Consider the following 19,535-nt stretch of genomic DNA (forward strand, 5'->3'; position numbering starts at 1 on the left):
ATTAAATGGCCCCGTGCCGCGGTGGTAAAAGCCCATTCAGGTAATAGTTGCCGATATGATGATACTTCCATCGCACCGGATCATGCAGCGAATGGGTGCGGGCATTGCGCCAGAACCGATCGAGGCCGTAGCTCTCAAGCGTCGAGCGCGCGCCGCCGAGTTCGATCAGCTTTGTCGCTGCGAGTTGGGCGACCTCCGTTCCAAGCGCCTTGACCTCCGCTACGGCGATCGATGCCGCAGCGACCGTGTCTTCCGTGGGAGTTTCCATTGCGATGTCGAGGAGCCGACCGGCGCGGAAAAGCAGGGCATCGGCCGCATGCACGCGGATGGAAACATCGCCCACGGCATGGACCGTGTGCGGATCCTCGTATCCATGCTCGATCGAGAGCTCGAAAAAAGGCCGAGCGTGAGCGCGCACATAGGAGATGGTTTCCGACAACGCACCGCGCGCCAGCCCGACCTGTACTGCGGAGTGAATGATCTGCGCGAATGGTCCCATCGGCGTCGGCTGTTCGAAAACCACGTCATGGTCGACAACCTGAAAGACCTTGACCTCAACGTCGTCGAAGGTGACCGTGCCGCTGCCGGTCGAGCGCTGGCCGAACGAGCTCCAGTCGTCAACGAGATCGAGACCGGGCGTCGCCCGATCTATGAAGGCGATATTCACCCGTCCGTTGTCGTCTTTCGCCACGGCGGCGATGATGTGGGCGAAGAGTGAGCCGGTCGAGTAGAACTTCTGGCCGTTCAGGATGAGCTTGCCGTCGCGCTTTTCAACCCTCGTCTTGAAATCGACCGGCGTCTTCGTGCCGATCTCGGTGAATGCGTTTCCAAGACGATCCCCATCGAGGATACGCGCGAAGAAGTGCCTCTTCTGTTCCTCGCTGCCAGCGAGCCTCAGTGCCTCGACCATGTAGAAATGGTTCTGGGGGATCTGGCCTATGCTCGAGTCCGCGGCCGAGATGATCGCCGTGACTTCGGCAAGCGTCACCGCCGAAACTCCGGCGCCGCCATAGGCCTTCGGCACGGTTATCGCCCAGAGGCCCGATTGCGAGAAGCGCTCGATTTCCGCAATCGGCAGGCGCCGCTCACGGTCGCGCGCGGCAGCGCCAGGGGCGAACTCGTGGGCGAGCTCACGAGCCACTGCGAGCGCTTCGGAGTCATCCTTAATTCGGTGGGCTTTGGTCCGGCGGGGCGGCATGTGCGGCGCAGCGCGGCCGGCCGTAAGCGCGGCCTCCCGATGCAGTTTGCGGTCGTTCTCGCTCATGCGCCTCGCCTCAATTCCAGGCATGACGCGGCGGATGAACGCCGTTCAGATAATAGTTCCCGACGTGATAGAACTTCCAGCGGACCGGATCGTGCAACGTATGGACACGGGCATTGCGCCAGTGTCGATCGAGGTTGTGCTCGGCAAGCGTCGAGCGCGTGCCGGCAAGCTCGAACAACTTGTTGGTCGAAAGAATCGCGATTTCCGTCGTCAGTACCTTGGATTCGCCAGTCTTGATCGTTGCCACCGAGACCGTCTCGAGCGTCGGGTTCGCCTTGGCGACATCAATGCTGCGCCCGGCGATATCGAGCAGCGCCTCAGCCGCGTGCAGCTTGATCTTCAGGTCGCCGACGGCCGCGATCGTGAACAGGTCCTCGCCGGCGGTTTCCTTGCCGCTGTCGATCCACGGACGGCTGTGATTCCTGACGAAGGCGATCGTGTCCTCGATCGCGCCGCGCGCAATACCGACGTCGATCGCCGACTGGATGATCTGGGAAACCGGGCCACCGACCGTCGGATGATCGAAGGAGGTGACATGCACCGCGCGGGAACGCGGCACGCGGACGTTTTCGATTTTCACCGACCCGGAGGCTGTCGTGCGCTGCCCGAAGCTCGACCAGTTGTTGGTGACCGTCAGACCAGGCGCGTCGCGATCGGCAAAGACCAGGTGGCCCTGCCCATTCTCGTCGACCGCGACGATCGGCACGACATGCGCAAGCAACGCGCCGGTCGTATAGAACTTCTCGCCATTGACGACCACGTCGTCGCCGTCGAAAACGACCTTGGTTTCGAAGGCCGCCACCGTCTTGCTTTTCAGTTCGGAGAAGGCATTGCCGTAGCGGATGCCCTGAAGCGCCCAGGAGAAAAACAGCTTCTTCTGTTCCTCGGTGCCGTCGAGATCGACGGTCGCAACGATAGCGAGATGGTTCTGGGTGATCTGGGCGATCGCCGGATCGGCGGCGGCGATGGTGGCGATAACCCGCGCAAGCGTCGCATAGGAGACCTCCGCTCCGCCGTAGGCCTTCGGCACGTTGATGCTCCAGAGGCCGCTCTGGGAATACTCGTCCAGCTCGGCGATCGGCAGCAGGCCCTCGCGATCACGCAGGGCAGCGCCGGCCTTGAACTTTTCCGCCAGGCGTTCGGCGATTTCGAGCGCTTCCGCATCGCTCTGGATCACGTGCGCCGGCGTCGCCGGCTTTGGACGCGGCGGCACCGGATCGCTGGAGTTCACGCGGGGATGGACGGAATAGTCGATTTGCGGGTCGGGAAGAGTGCCCATGGTCTGATGCTCCTTGGTGAGAGTTAGCTGCCGGTGGCCCGCAGCGCTTCGCTGCGTTTGACGGCTTCGATGTCGCGGTAGCTTGCGCCGGGATGCGGCGCCTCCAGGCGGGGCCCGCGGCCGAAGAGTTTTTCACGCAGCGTGCCGGAACGGTATTCGCGGGGATAGACCCCGCGCTTCTGCAATTCAGGGACGAGATGGCCGACGATATCCTCGAAGGTTTCGGGCGTCACCGCATAGGCGAGGTTGAAGCCGTCGACGCCGGTCTCCTCCGCCCATTGTTGCAACTCGTCCGCAACGGTAGAGGCAGAGCCAACAACGACCGGCCCCATGCCGCCGACGCCGCCCCATTCGGCGAGCTCCCGAATGGTCCAGCGCTTGTTCGGATCGCCCTCGGACAGGCTTTCGACCGCCGAGTGAATGGCGTTCGTCTCGACCTTCCGCACCAGGTCATCCGGCTCGTAGCGCGAGAAATCGATGCCGGTCCAGCCGGACATGAAGACGAGTGAACCGTCATAGGAGACATAGTCGAGATATTCGCGAAACTTTGCCCGCGCCTTCTCGTCGGTCTCTTCGACGATCACCGTCAGCAGATTGTAGATCTTGATGCTTTCGGGAGATCTTCCTGCGGCTGCCGCCCTCGCCCGTATATCGGCGACGTAGTTGCGCAGGATTGTCTTCGTCTGCGCCGCGACGAAAATACATTCGGCATGCTCTGCTGCAAACTTCTTGCCCGGTCCAGACGCGCCCGCCTGGTAGAGGACCGGAGTGCGCTGCGGCGAGGGTTCGGAAAGATGATAGCCCGGCACCTCGAAATACTTGCCGCGATGGCCGATTTCGTGGACCTTCTCCGGATGGGTGAAGACGCGGGTTTCCCGGTCGCGCACCACGGCCCCATCCTCCCACGACCCTTCGAGAAGTTTGTAGATGACCTCGAGGTATTCATGCGCGACGGCGTAGCGGTCGTCATGCTTGCGCAGGCCGCCCTGACCGACATTCCTCGCGCCGCTTTCGAGATAGGAGGTGACGATGTTCCAGCCAACCCGCCCCTTGGTGTGGTGGTCGGCCGTCGAGAGGCGCCGCGCGAAGGTGTAGGGGTGCTCGAAGGAAATCGATGCGGTGATGCCAATGCCGAGATGCTCGGTCGCAAGCGCGATCGGCGCCGCCAATTGCAGCGGGTCGTTGACCGGAATCTGCGCCGCCTGATGGATGGCGTGATAATTGTTCCCTTTGTAGACATCGTAATAGCCGATCACGTCGGCGATGAAGATGCCGTCGAAGACGCCGCCCTCAAGCGTGCGCGCCAGGTCCTGCCAATAGTCCAGGTCCTTGTATTTGAAAGACCTGTCCCGCGGATGCGCCCACAGTCCCGGCGACTGATGGCCAACGCAGTTCATGTCGAAGGCGTTGAAGCGAATGGTCTTGCTCATTGAGGCTCCGTCCGGTACGGCCGAGATGTGGGTTCGCCTCAAGCATCGCAGGTCATCTGCAGCAATACAGTTATTCCATAATTTTAATGTATTTACAGATGGAAGTTTTTTCTTAGATTCGCCCTCATGCGAGCAAAACCAATCACCGGGGCCGATCCCGCGTGGAACGAGCCAGTGGCGCGCGCCCCAGCCACGATCGCGAATTCGATACGCCGCCGCGCGGACGGCATCGACCGAAGCTGATCGCCGACCGACGCCGCTTGAAGACGCCCGGACGGCATGCTTGCCTGGTGCAACATCCCGCCTTGCTGCCGGCACCGCAGACTTAGCCCTGAATGCCGTACCCCAGCCTCGAAATGATAGCGCTTACGACGTTTGTCGCCTGCACGCGGATATCGGGAGCCGCAGTAATTTCCCAGAACTAACCGGCTGTCAGAGCACCGACTGCGTAGAGTCCCGGCTGCGGCCTTCCTTCGCAATCAATTACACAGGAGTCCTTGTCGACCGAGAGGCCGAGCCCGAGCTCATCGGCGGCGATCAATCCGTGTCGTTGCATTCCTTTAAGCAGCGGAGAATGGGCGACACCGGCGCGCTCCATGCCGGTGCAGTTAACGATCCAATCTGCATTGAATGACCTTGAGCGGTGGCTCTGCCGCTGTCTGTAGCTCACCAGCGCGCCACGACGTCCTTCCTCGATCGCCTCGAGGAAACCGGCATGGACCGTAACAATGCCGTCGTGTCTCAGGGTCTCGAACCGCAGGAATATCTCGGGAGCGATGCGATGACGATGGATGTTCCACCACGCGAGCCCATGGCGCAGGAAACGGGCACGCTGATCGTTCGAGAGCTCCTGCCACAGCCCTTGCGTCACCGGCCTGAGACCGTCCATCACACCCCGCCAGTCCGCGCCGTTGCGAACCTGCCTGCGGAAGCCCTGAAGCAAGGCACTGAGTTCCCGCGAAGCGGCAAGATCCGGTTCGACCGGCACCGCACGGTGGCTCGCCTGCGCATGCGGATGCGGCAGTAGCCCACGTCGAGACAAGACGCGAATCGGTCCGCGGTGACCGTGTACCCGCAATGCAAGCACCTGATCGACCATCGTCAATCCGGAGCCAAGAATGCAGATGGTGTCGCTGCGGCCAACCCTCGAAAGCCAGCTCAGCCGCCATGGATTGCGCACGATGAGCTTATGCGCGCCTATCGCGATATGATCCTGTTTTAGCGGCAGATCTGCGTTGCCGATGCCAAGGCAGAGCACTACGTTGCGTGCGCTAAGCTCCGTGCCATTGTCCAGTTTGAAGACAAGGCCAGCCTCGCTGGAATGACTGCAATTCTGCGCCTTCGCCTTGACAAAATCGAAGCTCGCGCGGCGGTCGCCATTTCGAAGCAGCGACGCCAGCCGATCGCGCAGATAAAGACCATAGTCGCCCCGCGATGCGAAGCCCTCCGACGACACCTTTCGCGCATGCTGCTCGAGCCAGCGGACGAAATCTTTCGGCTCTTCTGGAAAGACGCTCATGCGTCCCGCAGGGACATTCAACCGATGGACATAGAACTCCGTTCGATAGGCCGTTCCCCTGCCGAACCCCGGATCATCTCCAACCACGGCCATTGAAGCAGAAGGTGGCAACGAGCGAAGAAGATGGATGGTTACTGCGATCGCAGAAAATCCTGCACCGACAACCGCGACATCGTAGAGCAAGGGCGCCTCCTCATCGGCAGTGACCCGCTTTGCCTGCTGCGGCACGGCCCCCCTGCTGCAATCCCGGAGAATAGTATCACGCCAAACGCGGCTCCATCCCTATAAAAAAGATCGATTTTGAGTTAAACTGCAACTGAACCGGACGCGATGTCCGCACCACCGTAGACGCGCACAGCGGACAGTTGATCGACGATAGGGATCCACAATGAACGACGATCGCTCGGCTTCTCGGCACGGCACCGCAGGTCGATATGTTCTTGTAATGGCGTTCACGGCCGTGAGTGCTGCGGGCCTTTTCCTGATCGGCGATCCGGCCGGATTGATAGCCATGAAAACGGCCTCCGTCCCCTTGCTGTTTCTCGCCAGTCGCGGTCTCGATGCGATCTTCATGTCCGGCGCTTACCGCAAACCTTGGAGCGCGGCTTTTTTCGAACGGCATTTTCTGGATTCCGTCGTTTTCGCATGCTGGCTCACAGTGGTCACGTGGAGGCCAAGCCTCAGTGCGACGGGCCAGATCCGTTCGTTTCTCCTCACCGTCACCATCATGACAGCGATCAAGGCTCTGCTGAGCGGATTTACGAGCGAAAGCGACGATCGCCACGGGTGAGAACACGCCCGACCGAAATCATCGATCGGCAGGCATCCGGGGGCCAGTGCCCCGGATGCTCGCGTGCGCGATTGAAGCTCAGCTCCAGGCGTGGAGCGGCGGGTTCTCGCCGTTCAGGAAATACTTGCCCAGAATGGCATATTTCCAGCGCACCGGATCGTGCAGCGTGTGGGTGCGCGCATTGCGCCAATGGCGGTCCAAATTGTGTTCGGCGAGCGTCGAACGCGTCCCGGCCAATTCGAAAAGCTTATTCGTGGCGGCGATCGCGATCTCCGTCGAGAGGATCTTGGCCTCCGCCGTGACGATCTGGGCTTCCGCCACGGATCCGGCCGTTGGATTTGCAACCGCATGGTCGATCGCATATCCCGCCTTTTCGAGCAGCGCCTGCGCGGCGTGGAGGCGCAGCGTCAGGTCACCGACCGCCTGGATGGTGTAGGGATCATCCCAGGCGTTGTCGAGACCACTGTCGACCCATGCACGGCTTTTTGTGCGGACGAAGGCGACGGTCTCGTCGATCGCGGCCTGGGCAATGCCGGTATCCACGGCCACCTGAATGATCTGGAAGATCGCTCCGTCCGCCGTCGGCTTGTCATAACCTTTGTAACCTGGCACCAGGTGCGTCTTCGGCACCTTGACATTGTCGAGTATGACCGTACCGGAGAGCGTCGTGCGCTGTCCGAAGGACGACCAGTCGTCCACAACCGTCAGCCCCGGCGCATCGCGTTCGGCAATCGCGTACCAGGCACGGCCCTGGTCGTCGAGGGCGACGATCGGCACCAGGTGAGCGAGCAGCGCACCGGATGAATAGAACTTCCGTCCGTTGACGATGACATGATCGCCGACATCAATGAACTTCGTCTCGAAATCGACTGCCCGTTTCGAGCCGAATTCCGAAAAGGCATTGCCGAAGCGGGTGCCGCGCAGCACTTCGGCAAAGAGCAGCTTCTGCTGTTTCTCGTCGGAGACGGTGCGGATCGCAGCAACGACGCCGAGATGGTTCTGGGCGACCTGGCCGATCGAGGAGTCGGCGGCGGAAATGATCTCGATCACCTTGGCGAGGGTCGCATAGGAGACTTCGGGACCGCCGAACTTTTTCGGCACATTGATCGACCACAGCCCACTCTGCGAAAAGGCATCGAGTTCCCGGACAGGCCAGATACGGTCGCGGTCGCGGGCGGCTGAACCGGGGGCAAATTCAGCGGCGAGCTTCTTCGCCACCTCGATCGCCTCGGCATCGCTCTTGATGACATGCGCCGGCTCGCTTGGCCGGGGCACCGCCGGAACGCCACGGGCGGCGTCGCGTGTACTGATGTTAGAAATAGTCATTCGGGTTTCTCCCTGTCGATGGGTTGTTGTCAGTAGGCGGCGAGAACGGCGGCGCTCGGCTTTTGCCCTAGATAGAGGGCCTTAATGTCGTCGCGGAACTTGAGGTCACGGGCATGACCGGACAACACGCTGATGCCGTTTTCGAGGATGACGGCCTTGTCGGCATAGGTGAGCGCCACGGCAGAGTTCTGCTCGGCAACCAGGATGGAGAGGCCCTCTTCCCGGTTGAGTCGACGCAGGGTGCGGAAGATGTCCTGGACGACGAGCGGAGCGAGTCCCATGGAAGGCTCGTCCAGGACGAGGAGACGCGGCCGCGACATCAGCGCCCGGCCGATCGCCGTCATCTGCTGCTCGCCGCCGGAGGTAAGGCCCGCTGCCAAGTGGCGCTTTTCCTTGAGGCGCGGGAACCAGGCATAGATCCTCTCGAGGTCGGCCGCGATTTCACCCCGTTTTGCGCTGCGTCCGATGCCACCGGAGACGAGGTTCTCCTCCACTGTGAGGCTGCGGAAGCAATGGCGGCCTTCGAGGACCTGCACCAGCCCGGCCCTGACGAGTGCGTCGGGCGAGACCGCGGCGACATCGAGTTCTCCGAACCTGATGCGTCCCGCGACGATCTGGCCGCGCTCCGCCGGCAGCAGGTTGGATACGGCTTTCAGCGCCGTCGTCTTGCCGGCACCGTTGGCGCCAAGGAGGGCGACGATTTCGCCGCGCTTCAATGTTAAGCTGACGCCGTCCAGCGCCCTGATTGCGTGATTGTAGGTTGCCTTGACGTCTTCGACCGTGAGCAGGATATCCGCTTCAGCCATGTCACTCTCCTTCTCGTTGGAGTTCGGGCCGGACATGGTGTCGGCATGGATCCCCCTCGCCGCATGTCCGACCCGCCCCCATCAGTTGGTCGCGGCCTCCGCATCTTCAGCCGTGCGCAACTTGATGCCCTTTTCCTCGGCATAGGCCTCGGACGACTTCTCGATGATCGGACGCAGCAGCGCCCAGTCCGGCGCGATCCAGTCGGAAACGACGTTCCACTTCTTGCCGTCCCATTGCTGGAAGGTGACGTAGCCGTTGCCTTCGTGATTATCCCAGGTGACGTTGATCGAGTGAAACAGGTTCTTCGCGCCGAGCGCCTCGACCCGGGCCGGATCGAGCTGCAGATGCTCGAAGCCCCAGCGGACCTCGTCTCCGGTCAGTGTCCGATTACCGAACTTCTCCTGGGCGATGCGGATCGCCTCGACGTTCAGGATGCCGTTGACGATGCCGAGATTGTGGTAGACCGAACCGATGCGGTTCTTGTCCTCGAGGTTGCCCAGGCCCTTATCGTAGATGGCCGAGACGATCTCCTTGACCACCGGATACTCGGTACCCGAGGCCTGGGTGGTGATTGCCGTGTAGCCCTTGGCGGCCTCGCCGGCCGGGATGACGTCCTCTTCCGAGTTCGACCAGACATTGCCAATGATATGATCGACCGGGAAACCGGTCTTGGCGGCAGTCTTCAGCGCCACCGGGTTCATCACGCCCCAGCCGCGCAGCACGACGTAGTCGGGCTTCGTGCGGCGGATCGTCAGCCATTGCGACTGCTGCTCGTTGCCGGGATGCGGCACCTCGATCTGCTGCAGTTCGAAGCCGTATTTCTCCGCGAGGAGTTCATAGATCGGGATCGTCTCCTTGCCGTAAGGCGAGCCGTGATAGAGCACGACGATCTTCTTGCCCTTGAGGCTTTCGACGCCACCTTCCTTAGAGGCGATGTAGTTTACGATGCCGGAGGTCTCGCTGTAGGGATTGAGCAGCAGCGGGAAGACGTAGGGGAAGACCCGACCGTCGGTGGAATCGGTGCGGCCGTGATTGATGGTGATCAGCGGCACCTTGTCCGCGGTGATCCGGTCGATCATCGCATAGGCGATGCCGACGGAGAGCGGGTTCCATGCGGCGACGTTCGGATTGCTCTTCAGCCGCTCATAGGCTTCGACACCGCGCTCGACCTCGTATTGCGTCTCGGCTTCCGACCAGGTGAGCTTGACGCCGTTGACGCCGCCGTCGCGGGTGTTGATCAGGTTGAGATAATCGATGAAGCCACCAAAGAAACCGGTGCCACCGGCCGCATAGGGACCGACGCGGTAGCTTTGAAGCGGAAAATACTGCTCGTCGGCATGGGCTGCCGGGAGCGCCATCGTAAGCGCGACGCCCGCGGCCAGCGCCGCAATCTTAAATTTGCTGAGGATGGTCATTTCTGGACAAACTCCGGGTGTTGGTCGGCGCGATCGCCGTACCTGATTGATGGAAAGTGGATTTCTTGCTTTTGGGAGCGCATCCGCTCCGGTCTTCGTCAGCGCCGTCCGAGAACGGAACCGAGGCGTCTCACGTTCCTTTCCCAGAGGGCGACGAGTCCGTCCGGTTCAAGAACGAGGAAGAGGATGATCAGGCCGCCGAGCACGATGCGCTGGCTCATGTCGAGCACGCCGGAATCGAAGATGTCGCCGAGAAAGAAGGCACCAAGCCGCGACAGAAGGAGCGGAAAGACGACGATCAGCGCGGCTCCAAAAAAGGCGCCGCGGATCGAGGCGAGGCCGCCGATGATGATGATGAACAGCACCTGGAAGGAGCGGTCGAGATTGAAGCCTGCCGGTTCGACCGTTCTAAGATAGGCGAAGGCCCAGAGCACGCCGGCAACGCCGATGATGAAGGACGAAATCGCGAAGGCGAGCAACTTCGCCCGCAACACCGGCACGCCGATGATGCGGGCGGCCGTCTCGTTGTCACGCACCGCAATGAAGTTGCGCCCGGTCTGCGAGGCGACAAGCCTCAGCGCCAGGAAGGTGAGCACTGTCACGATGGTCAGCGCGAAGAGATAGCGGTCGGCGGCGCTATCGAAAGCGAAGCCGGCGATCACCAGCGGCGGAGCGTCGATGACGCCGGAGGCCGAATTGTTGGAGAACCAGCCGAATTTCGTCAGAGCCCACTGTACGAAGAACTGTGCGGCAAGCGTCGAAACAGCGAGATAGAAGCCCTTCAGCCTGAGACTCGGCAGGCCGAAGACAATGCCGATCGCAGCGGCCGAAAAGCCGGCAAGCACGATGCTTAACACAAGCGGCAGGCCTTCGACGCGCAGGTTGAAGTTGTAGGCGGCGAAGGCGCCGACCGCCATGAAGGCGGCGCTGCCGAGCGAAACCTGGCCGGCATAGCCGGTCAAGAGGTTCAAGCCAACGCCGGCGAGGCTCAGCGCCAGGAACGGCAGCAAAATGGCCTCGAAGAGGTAGCTGGTGCCGACAAATGGCACGACGAGGTAGGCAACGGCAAGGAGCGCCAATGGAGCCGGCCAGCGCGGAAGCGTCGCAGACGCGGGGAGGTGGTTTGCGATGGAGGCCATGGTCAGAGCCTTTCCACGAGCTTCTGGCCAAACAGGCCGGAGGGACGAATGAGCAGGAAGGCGAGTGCAGCGACATAGGCAAACCAGCTTTCGATACCGCCGCCGAGATAGTCGCCGAGATAGACCTCGGCGAGCTTCTCGGTCGCGCCGATCAGCAGGCCGCCGACGATGGCACCCAGGATCGAGTCGAAGCCACCGAGGACGAGGACCGGAAGAGCCTTGAGAACGACAAGCGACAGCGAGAATTGCACGCCGAGCCGTGCGCCCCAAAGGAGGCCTGCCACCAGCGCCACCAGGCCGGCGGTCGCCCAGACGGTCGCCCAGATCCACGGCAGCCGCAGACCGACGGCGAGCGCTGCGAACTGGTCGTCCGCGACCGCTCGGAAGGCGAGGCCGACACGGGTATAACGGAAGAAGACCGACAACAGCGCTACCATGCCGGCCGCAACTGCCGCGGCGAAGATGTCGAACTGGCTGATGAAGACGCCGCCGATATCGAAGGGGAGGTCCTCGATGCCGAGCTCGAGCGCATGCACCTGCGTTCCCCAGACAAGCTGGGCGGCACCCTCGATGACGTAGGAAAGACCGAGCGTCGCCATGAAGAGCGTGATCGGCGGCCTGTTGGTGAGCGGGCGAAGTACGGTGCGCTCAATAACGATGCCGATGACGACCATCAGCGCAAAGGTGATGGCAAGCGCCAGCGGGAAAGGCACGCCGCGCTCGACGAGACTGACGAAGGTCAGTGCCGCGAAGAGCAGCATCGCTCCTTGCGCGAAATTCAGCACGCCGGAGGTCTTGTAAATCAGCACGAAGCCGATCGCGACCAGCGAGTACATCACGCCCGAGAGCAGCCCGCCGACGAGCACCTCGGTGAAGAAAAGCCAATCGAGGTCCGACATCAGATCCCCGCCCCATCTTCGTTTTCCGGTGCGACGCCAAGATAGGCGTCGATAACGCTCTGGTCGTCCCGCACCTCTTCCGGCGTGCCGTCGGCGATCTTGCGGCCATAGTCGAGCACGGCGATACGGTCCGACAGTTCCATGACGACGCCGATATCATGCTCGATCAGGATCACGGTGGTGCCGTAGGCTTCGCGGGTCGCCCGCACGAAGCCGGCCATCTCGTCCTTCTCGGTGCCGGTCATGCCGGCCATCGGCTCGTCGAGAAGCAGGATCTCCGGCTCCGCCACCAGCGCACGGGCGAGTTCAACCCGCTTCTGCAGCCCGTAGGGCAAGGTGCCGGCAAGCCGGCCGGCGACGTGTTCGAGATCAAGGAAGGCAAGGATGCGCCGGGCCCGGTCGCGCGCGTCCGCCTCCTCGCGGCGGGCGGCGCCGACACGGGCGATCTGGCCCAGGAACGTCGAGCGGACCGTGTGCGCTCGACCAGCCACCACGTTGTCGAGGACGCTCAAGCCCTTGAAGAGGGCAAGGTTTTGGAACGTTCGTGCGACCCCGAGGCGCGCCAGCCTGTCGGTCGGCACCGCACGATAGCGGTGGCCGCCGATCAGCACATGGCCGCGATCCGGCCGGTAGACGCCGCTGATGACATTGATAAGCGAGCTCTTGCCGGCGCCATTCGGACCGATGATGGCGCGGATTTCGCCGCGCCGCACGGCGAGATCGACATTGTCCAGAGCCGTGACACCGCCGAAAGAAAGGCTCACGCCTTCAAGGCCAAGCAGCACGTCGCCGGAAATCGCCGCATGCGCCTGAGGCGTCGGCCTGGCGGCAAGGTCGAGGAGGTGCTCCTGGACCTCTGGCGGGAAGGCGGACGTGCCCAGCCCCCCAAGGGCAAATGTCATCGCGTGCATGTTTTCCCTCTCAGACGGCTTCCAGGCGCCAGGGCAACCCGTTGCCAGCGGCGCACAGCTCCGCCGGCGATCCCAATGAAACCCCGGTCATTCTGTAGTGGTACGGACCGGCATTCCGGCCCGCCTTCTTACGTTCAGGTGCTTTTCTGCCGATTACTCCGCAGCGACCGGCTGCAGCGCTTCCGCCGCTTCCAGTTCGCGCACCAGCGGAATGACGTGCTTGCCGAAATATTCGACCTCTTCCTGGAAATGCAGGAAGCCGAGCAGGATGAGGTCGGCACCGGCGCGCTTCAGATCGAGGATCCGCTCGGCCACCTGCCGAGGCGTGCCAATCAGGTTGGAGCGGAAGCCGTCATTGTACTGGACCAGATCCTCGAAGGAGGATTTCGCCCAGTTGCCCTCGCCTTCCGGCGAAGCCTTGCCGGCATTCTTGACTTCATGGCCAAAGGCGTTGACTGCCTCCGGATTCGCCTTTTCGATGATCTCCGCAAGCACGGCCTTCGCCTCTTCCTCAGTCTCGCGGACGATTGCGAAGGCGTTGACGCCGACCCGAACCGAGTGGTCGCTTTCCTTGGCCTTCTGGCGGATATCATTCACCTGCTTGGCGATCTGGTCCGGTGTGTTGCCATTGGTGAAGTACCAGTCAGAAACGCGTGCCGCCATGTCGCGCGCGGCGCGCGACGAGCCGCCCTGAAAGATCTCCGGCTGCGGATTGATAGGCTTCGGCTTCAGCGAGTAATTGTTGAAGCGGTAGAAATCGCCGCGGAAGGTGAAATTGTCCTCGGTCCAGATGCCGCGCAGCGCCCGGATGAACTCTTCCGAACGGCGATAGCGCTCGTCGTGGTCCAGCCAATGCTCGCCGATTGCGGCGAACTCGCCGCGGAACCAGCCGCTGACGACGTTGACGGCGACGCGGCCGTTGGTGAGGTGGTTGATCGTGGCGATCTGCTTGGCGGCCAGCGCGGGGTTCCACGGCCCCGGCAGGATCGCCGCGATGACCTTCAGCGTCTTGGTTGCTTCCAGCAGCGCATGGCTGAAGGAAACCGATTCATGCTGGAATTCGGCACCGTAGCCGGCGGTGAAGCGGATCTGGCTCAAGGCGTATTCGAAACCGTTCTCTTCGGCGATCTGCGCCAGTTTTCGGTTGTAGTCGATCGACCAACTTGTCCGCTGTTCGATATTGGAAATGACCAGCCCGCCCGAAACGTTCGGTACCCAATAGGCGAATTTCACCGGCTCTCTATTTGCATGCGACATTTGTCTTCCTCTCCAGGGTTTCATGCCTTTGGTGGCAACCAGTGCCGGTCCATTTTCACCGGCAAACAACGTGGTTCTCTGCGGACTTACGGGTAACAAGCGCGCGAGGTCAGCGATGGCGCGATCGACGCGCTCGAGCACCACCGGATTGGTGAGCCGATAATCGACAAAATCGGTCTCGACCGCATAGATGGAGGTCGGTAGCGACAGCGCGTTGAAGAAGCCGAAAAGCGGACGGAGCTGATGCTCGACCATCAAGGCATGCAGGGGACTGCCGCCGGTCGCGGCGAGGAGCACCGGCCTTCCGGTCAAGGCGCGGTAGTCCACCAGGTCGAAAAGATGCTTCAACGCACCGGTATAGGAGGCGCGATAGACGGGCGAGCCGACGACAAGAACGTCGGCGTTTTCGACCGCATCAATGATTTCGCGTCCTTCGCTCTCGAGCTGATCGGCTCTCAACGCCCGAAAGAGAACCGGCGCCGCATCGGCGAGGTTGATGACACGTTTCACGCCACCGAAGCGGCTCTCAACCGCCGACGCCATGACGTCGACGAGCGAGGCTGTCCGCGATGGTCGCTTTACATTGCCGGAAAGTCCGAGGATCTTCATTTGCGTCGCGGTTCCATGTTGCTGACTTACTCTATCAATTTAATGTACTAGCGTAAGAAAAATTCTCCTAATTTTGCCGACGCGGAAAATTCAAAAATTCGGATCGGAGGGCGCCGGCGCGGTTTCACGCCTAATTTAGGCCGCCCTTAAAGTCGTGGATCGGTGCGAACAAAACCGGAGTGCCATCAGGCTGCGTCGACTTTTCGTCGGGCCCAATGCGAAGAGCGAGCGCGCTGAAGGCCAGCTCGACCAACCCATAACTCCCTCATGAGCATCTCCCGTGCCGCTGCACGCTTCGGAGAATGTGGTGCTCCGCAGGCCCCGCCCTCGAAGGAAAATCATTCCACATTACTACACATATTCTATATACTATATGTGTATTCCACTCCTCGCCTGTCGCATCATGCAGTACGAAGGCCGCAGGCAAGCAGCTCGCCCGCCGGTCAGTAGCCGCAAACAGGATCCCGATGGAGGAATGCATGTCCAATCCCATTTTCAGTCAGACCTATCGCCGCCGCAGCGTACTGAAATCGCTCGCAGCCGCCGGCGCGCTGCCCTTCATCGCGCCGCTCGCCTCGTCGACGGCACTCGCCTCAAGCAACAAGTTTGCGGGCCGCACCATTAACCTCCTGATCATCCAGCCGCACGTCGTAACCGGCAAGAAGATCGCCGAGGATTTCGAGAAGCTGACCGGAGCCAAGGTCAATGTCACCGCGGTGCCCTATGACCAGGTCAGCGTCAAGGCGACGCTCGACGTGCAATCGGGCGCCAACGAGTTCGATGTCATCGACTACTTCTATACCTACAAGGGTCAGCTCGCCGATGACGGCGTCATCGAGGACGTGACGGATCTCATCGAGCGCGACAAGGCCGAAATCCAGCCGGAAGATTTCATCCAGACCATCTACGACCAGTACACCTTGCACGACGGCCGCCGCTATGGCCTGCCCTATGACGGCGACAGCCATCTTCTCTTCTACAACCGAGAGCTTTTCGACCGCTATGGACTGAAGGCGCCGACGACCTGGGACGAATACAACGAGAACGCCAAGGTCATCACCGAGGCCGAGTCGAAGAACGGTATCTATGGTGCCGCCGTGCTTGGAGCGAAGATCCCGGTCATCATCCTGTCCACCTACGCCAACCGACTGACGGGCTTCGGCGGCAATTTCCTCAAAGCCGACGGCTCGTCCGCACTCGATAGCGCAGAGGCCCTGGAGGCGCTGAAGTCGCTGCTCGCCTCCGCGCCGCACGCGCTCCCGACGCCGCTCGAGACCCGTTTCGAGGAAGGCTTGCCCGCGTTCCTGAACGGCAAGGCGGCGCAGATCGACTTCTGGACCGACCTCGGCGGCTATGCTCAGGATCCCAAGGGGTCGAAGATCGTCGACAAATGGGGTGTGACCCGCATCCCGATCGGCGGCGGCAACAAGACGCCGCGCCTGGCCTTCAACGCCGGCTTCGGCTTTGCAGTCACCACCGGATCGCAGAACAAGGATGTGGCCTGGGAACTGATCAAGCTGGTCACCAGCAAGGGCTATCACGAACAGCTATTGGCGCTCACCGGTTCGGGCATCGATCCCGACCGCCAGTCGGGTCTGAGATCCGAGAAGTTCAAGGCCTTCCAACCGCTCGTGCAGCCGCTGCTCGACGGCGGCGCCTTGGAAAACAGCCTGGCCTGGCCGACGGCCGTCTATGCGCCGAAGCTCGAAAACGCGCTCACCGACGAACTGGCGCTGGCGCTCGCCGGCACCAAGAGCGCCGAACAGGCGATCTCCGATGCCCATCGGGCCTGGACCGAGATCATCGAGTTGAACGGCTGATTGCGCGACCCATCGCTTCCTCCCGGCGCGCGCCGGCAATTTCTTCAAAAGAGGCAAAGACCATGAGCGAACACTCCTTGCCGAAGCGCAGGCTCGGCCGCAGCGGATTCGACATCACACCGGTTGGCTTTGGCGCCTGGGCCATCGGCGGTCCCGACTGGGGTTGGGGCTGGGGGACGCAGGACGATGCCCAGTCGATCGCGGCTATCCGCCATGCGCTTGCGCGCGGCATCAACTGGATCGACACGGCCCCGGTCTACGGTCTCGGCCATTCCGAGGAGATCGTGCGGGAGGCACTCTCGACGATCCCGAGATCCGAACGTCCGCTGGTGTTTACCAAGGCCGGTCTCGTCTGGGACCCCGAAAAGCGCAATGCCCTTCCCGCCCGTATCGGTGATGCAAAGTCTTTGCGTCGCGAGGTCGAGGATTCGCTGCGGCGCCTCGATGTCGAGGTCATCGACCTATACCAGATGCACTGGCCGGCCAATGACGGTACGCCGATAGAGGAATACTGGGCCACCTTTGCCGACCTTAAGGCGGAGGGCAAGGTCAGGTCCATCGGGCTTTCGAACCACAATAGGGAACTGTTGCAGCGCGCCGCGACGGTTGCCCCCGTCGACGTGGTGCAGCCGCCCTTCTCCGCCATCAAGCGCGGATTCGCCGAGGAGGGCCTGCCATGGGTGCGGGCGCATGGCAGCGGCGTCCTTGCCTACAGTCCCCTGCAGTCGGGCCTGCTCACCGGTGCTTTTACTCCGTCACGCGCTCGCGCTCTGCCCGGGAACGACTGGCGGTCGCGCGACGAAGAGTTTGCAGGGGAGGCACTCTACCGCAATCTTGCCTTCGCGGATGGGCTCAGGCCGATTGCGGCGCGGCACCGCACCACCGTTGCGGCGGTCGCGGCCGCCTGGGTTCTCGCCTGGCCCGGGATCACGGGCGCCATCATCGGAGCGCGCAAGCCGGAGCACATTGACGGCTGGATCGACGCTGCAACAATCGCCCTTTCGCCCCGCGACCTCGACGATATCGAAGACATGCTTCTCGCGACGCGGGCCGGCAGCGGGCCGACACGTCCCGATCTCTCGGAGGCGGCATGACCGCCTTCGCCGCCGATGCCCTGCGGCTTGGCGAAACCCGCCGCACTACGCGCCGGACCATCCTTCCGGCGCGGCTGGGCCGGGCGCTGTGGATCGCGCCGATCATCCTCGCACTGAGCGTCACGACGCTTTACCCCACCGTCTTCCTGCTGGCACTCGCCTTCAGCAAAAGCACGCTCGGAAAGCCGTTCCGCGGCTTCGTCGGCATCAAGCATTTCGCGACGACCTTACAGGATCCGCTCTTCCTCTCGGCGATCGGAAGAAGCGTCGCCTATGCGCTTTCAACATCGCTGCTGCAACTCGCGCTCGGCTTCGTGATCGCGCTTCTTTTCACCTCCCTTTTGAAGGCGGGTCGTTTCCTGATGAGCCTCGTGCTGCTGCCGCTGATGACGCCGCCGGTGATGGTCGGCGTCGCCTGGAAGCTCATTCTCGCGCCAGCCGGAGGGCTCTTGAACGGTACTTTGATCAAATACGGGGTAATCCCCGAACCGATTTCCTTCCTCGGCCATCCCTTGCTCGCCTGGCTGGCGATCGCCCTCGCCGACCTCTGGCAATGGACGCCGTTCATCGTCATTCTCTGCTTTGCGGCGCTCTCGACAATCCCGGAAGGCGTCCACGAGGCAGCACTCGTCGACGGCGCCAATGCCTGGCAACGCTTCCGGCACATCACGCTCCCGCTCGTCGCCGCACCGCTCTCGTCGATCTACCTTCTGAAACTCATCCTCTCGTTCAAGCTCTTCGACCTCGTCTACATCCTGACTTTCGGCGGACCCGGTTTTGCGACGACATCGGCCGGCTTTTCCATCTACCGGCGGGCGATCGAGCAGTTCGACGTCGGCCGTGCGGCGGCCGAGACGATCGTCTACGGCCTCGTCATAGGCTTGGCGACGCTGCCGGTCGTCCGCCTGCATCAGCATTTCGAAAGGCGGGAATCATGAGGCTCGGCACTCGACATCTTTGGCTGGCCATGGCCACGGCACCAATCGTCGGCTTCTTCGCCCTGCCCATCCTCTATCTCGTCGCCGTTTCCTTCAAGACCAAGGACGATGTACTGAGCGGCAATTTCTGGCCGACAGTGCCGACACTGGCGAACTGGCCCGGCGCGTTCGAAGCGGCTGGCATTGCGGGTTTCATATTCAATTCCGTCGCGGTTTCCGTGCTTGGCGGCCTCCTCACTATCGCATTGGCGTTACCCTCGTCCTATGCGGTGTTGCGGCTCAAGATTGGCGGCAGGTGGCTGGCGGACCTGACGCTTTCGAGCTATATGGCGCCGCCCATCGTCGCCTTGATCCCTCTCTTCTTCCTGCTAAAGGCAGCCGGGCTTCTCAACACGCGCGCCGGCCTCGTCCTCGTTTACGGCTTCGCCAACGTGCCCGTCGCCTTCTGGCTTCTGACGCCCTTCCTGCGCCGGACGCCGATCGAGATCGAGCAGGCGGCCGCGATGGACGGTGCGGGACCGCTTCGCACGCTTCTTCAGATCGTCGCCCCAATCATCGCACCCGGCATCGTGGCGACGCTGATCATCGTAACCGTGCTGTCCTATAACGAATTCCTCTTCGCCTCCGCCTTCACTTTTTCCGATGCAACGCGAACGCTGCCAGTCGGCATCTCGCTCTTCCAGGGCGACAGGCTGGTGAATTTCGGCCAGATGGCAGCGGCCTCGCTCGCCGGCATCGCCCCGGTCTACCTGATCGCGCTCTTCATGCAGCGCTATTTGATCAGCGGGCTCGCACATGGCGGCGTGAAGTAAGAGAAGTCACCAAACGCTACGGTCATGGCAAGACTGGATTGACTACAAGCCGGCACCACACAGCGGAGTCTGCATTGGCCCGCCCGGCCCTTGGCTTGAGAGCTTGGGAAGCTCGCACCACCACGTCCCGTCATTTCGGGAGTGCAGATCTTCCTGCCCGGTGTAGATGCGGGTCTCGTGGTTGTGCTTCCGCGCGAGAAACATTCTCCACTTACCATATAAATTT

The 19,535-nt window shown here is 62.1% G+C and carries 15 protein-coding genes and 2 pseudogenes; 5 read left to right on the forward strand and 12 right to left on the reverse strand.

The window, feature by feature from the left end; all coding sequences use genetic code 11:
- Nucleotide 1 precedes the first annotated feature (1 nt).
- The 4 genes and pseudogenes from NXT3_RS20625 to NXT3_RS20640 all read right to left on the reverse strand — a co-directional run bounded on the left by NXT3_RS20625 (nt 2) and on the right by NXT3_RS20640 (nt 5,675).
- On the reverse strand, nt 2-1,264 hold the full coding sequence (locus NXT3_RS20625) for an SfnB family sulfur acquisition oxidoreductase (RefSeq protein ID WP_104840222.1): 1,263 nt from the start codon (nt 1,262-1,264) through the stop codon (nt 2-4).
- Nucleotides 1,265-1,274: 10 nt separating this feature from the next.
- Nucleotides 1,275-2,543, reverse strand: coding sequence for an SfnB family sulfur acquisition oxidoreductase (locus NXT3_RS20630; protein WP_104840223.1), 1,269 nt, complete (start codon nt 2,541-2,543; stop codon nt 1,275-1,277).
- 23 nt (nt 2,544-2,566) lie between these two features.
- Nucleotides 2,567-3,973 carry an LLM class flavin-dependent oxidoreductase gene (locus NXT3_RS20635; RefSeq protein ID WP_104840224.1) on the reverse strand — a complete coding sequence of 469 codons (1,407 nt, stop codon included), beginning with the start codon at nt 3,971-3,973 and terminating at the stop codon, nt 2,567-2,569.
- A gap of 325 nt (nt 3,974-4,298) precedes the next feature.
- Nucleotides 4,299-5,675: pseudogene (locus tag NXT3_RS20640) on the reverse strand (FAD/NAD(P)-binding protein).
- 205 nt (nt 5,676-5,880) lie between these two features.
- Here NXT3_RS20640 and NXT3_RS20645 point away from each other — a divergent pair.
- Nucleotides 5,881-6,282: a hypothetical protein gene (locus NXT3_RS20645; protein WP_156877961.1), complete on the forward strand. Its 402-nt coding sequence runs from the start codon at nt 5,881-5,883 to the stop codon at nt 6,280-6,282.
- Nucleotides 6,283-6,360: 78 nt separating this feature from the next.
- Here the strand turns inward: NXT3_RS20645 and NXT3_RS20650 are convergent, their stop codons facing one another.
- The 8 genes and pseudogenes from NXT3_RS20650 to msuE all read right to left on the reverse strand — a co-directional run.
- Nucleotides 6,361-7,608 (reverse strand): SfnB family sulfur acquisition oxidoreductase, encoded by a 1,248-nt coding sequence (locus NXT3_RS20650; protein ID WP_104840225.1) that lies wholly within the window; start codon nt 7,606-7,608, stop codon nt 6,361-6,363.
- 29 nt (nt 7,609-7,637) lie between these two features.
- Nucleotides 7,638-8,414, reverse strand: a complete 777-nt coding sequence (locus NXT3_RS20655) for an ABC transporter ATP-binding protein (protein ID WP_104840226.1) — start codon at nt 8,412-8,414, stop codon at nt 7,638-7,640.
- An 81-nt stretch (nt 8,415-8,495) separates the two neighbouring features.
- Nucleotides 8,496-9,830, reverse strand: a complete 1,335-nt coding sequence (locus tag NXT3_RS20660; RefSeq protein WP_104840227.1) for an ABC transporter substrate-binding protein — start codon at nt 9,828-9,830, stop codon at nt 8,496-8,498.
- Nucleotides 9,831-9,928: 98 nt separating this feature from the next.
- A complete protein-coding gene (locus NXT3_RS20665) occupies nt 9,929-10,969 on the reverse strand; it encodes a branched-chain amino acid ABC transporter permease (protein WP_104840228.1) in 1,041 nt (346 codons plus the stop codon).
- 2 nt (nt 10,970-10,971) lie between these two features.
- A complete protein-coding gene (locus tag NXT3_RS20670) occupies nt 10,972-11,868 on the reverse strand; it encodes a branched-chain amino acid ABC transporter permease (RefSeq protein WP_104840229.1) in 897 nt (298 codons plus the stop codon).
- Nucleotides 11,868-12,779 (reverse strand): ABC transporter ATP-binding protein, encoded by a 912-nt coding sequence (locus tag NXT3_RS20675; protein WP_104840230.1) that lies wholly within the window; start codon nt 12,777-12,779, stop codon nt 11,868-11,870. Before NXT3_RS20675 ends, NXT3_RS20670 begins: the two co-directional genes overlap by 1 nt.
- A 153-nt stretch (nt 12,780-12,932) precedes the next feature.
- The gene (gene sfnG, locus NXT3_RS32565; protein ID WP_234828162.1) at nt 12,933-14,036 is read right to left on the reverse strand and encodes a dimethylsulfone monooxygenase SfnG; all 1,104 of its coding nucleotides are present in this window, start codon (nt 14,034-14,036) and stop codon (nt 12,933-12,935) included.
- Nucleotides 14,037-14,138: 102 nt separating this feature from the next.
- Nucleotides 14,139-14,645: pseudogene (msuE, locus tag NXT3_RS32570) on the reverse strand (FMN reductase); the annotation flags it as partial.
- A 479-nt stretch (nt 14,646-15,124) separates the two neighbouring features.
- Here msuE and NXT3_RS20685 point away from each other — a divergent pair.
- The 4 genes from NXT3_RS20685 (at nt 15,125) to NXT3_RS20700 (ending at nt 19,309) form a co-directional block, all read left to right on the forward strand.
- The gene (locus tag NXT3_RS20685) at nt 15,125-16,465 is read left to right on the forward strand and encodes an ABC transporter substrate-binding protein (RefSeq protein WP_104840232.1); all 1,341 of its coding nucleotides are present in this window, start codon (nt 15,125-15,127) and stop codon (nt 16,463-16,465) included.
- A 62-nt stretch (nt 16,466-16,527) separates the two neighbouring features.
- Nucleotides 16,528-17,559, forward strand: coding sequence for an aldo/keto reductase (locus NXT3_RS20690; protein WP_104840233.1), 1,032 nt, complete (start codon nt 16,528-16,530; stop codon nt 17,557-17,559).
- Complete coding sequence (locus NXT3_RS20695; protein ID WP_104840234.1) at nt 17,556-18,497, forward strand: carbohydrate ABC transporter permease; 942 nt, start codon at nt 17,556-17,558, stop codon at nt 18,495-18,497. Before NXT3_RS20690 ends, NXT3_RS20695 begins: the two co-directional genes overlap by 4 nt.
- On the forward strand, nt 18,494-19,309 hold the full coding sequence (locus tag NXT3_RS20700; RefSeq protein ID WP_104840235.1) for a carbohydrate ABC transporter permease: 816 nt from the start codon (nt 18,494-18,496) through the stop codon (nt 19,307-19,309). The genes NXT3_RS20695 and NXT3_RS20700 overlap by 4 nt, the downstream gene beginning before the upstream one ends.
- The last annotated feature ends 226 nt before the right edge of the window (nt 19,310-19,535 follow it).

This window comes from Sinorhizobium fredii (genome assembly GCF_002944405.1).
In the GTDB taxonomy this organism is placed as follows: domain Bacteria; phylum Pseudomonadota; class Alphaproteobacteria; order Rhizobiales; family Rhizobiaceae; genus Sinorhizobium; species Sinorhizobium fredii_C.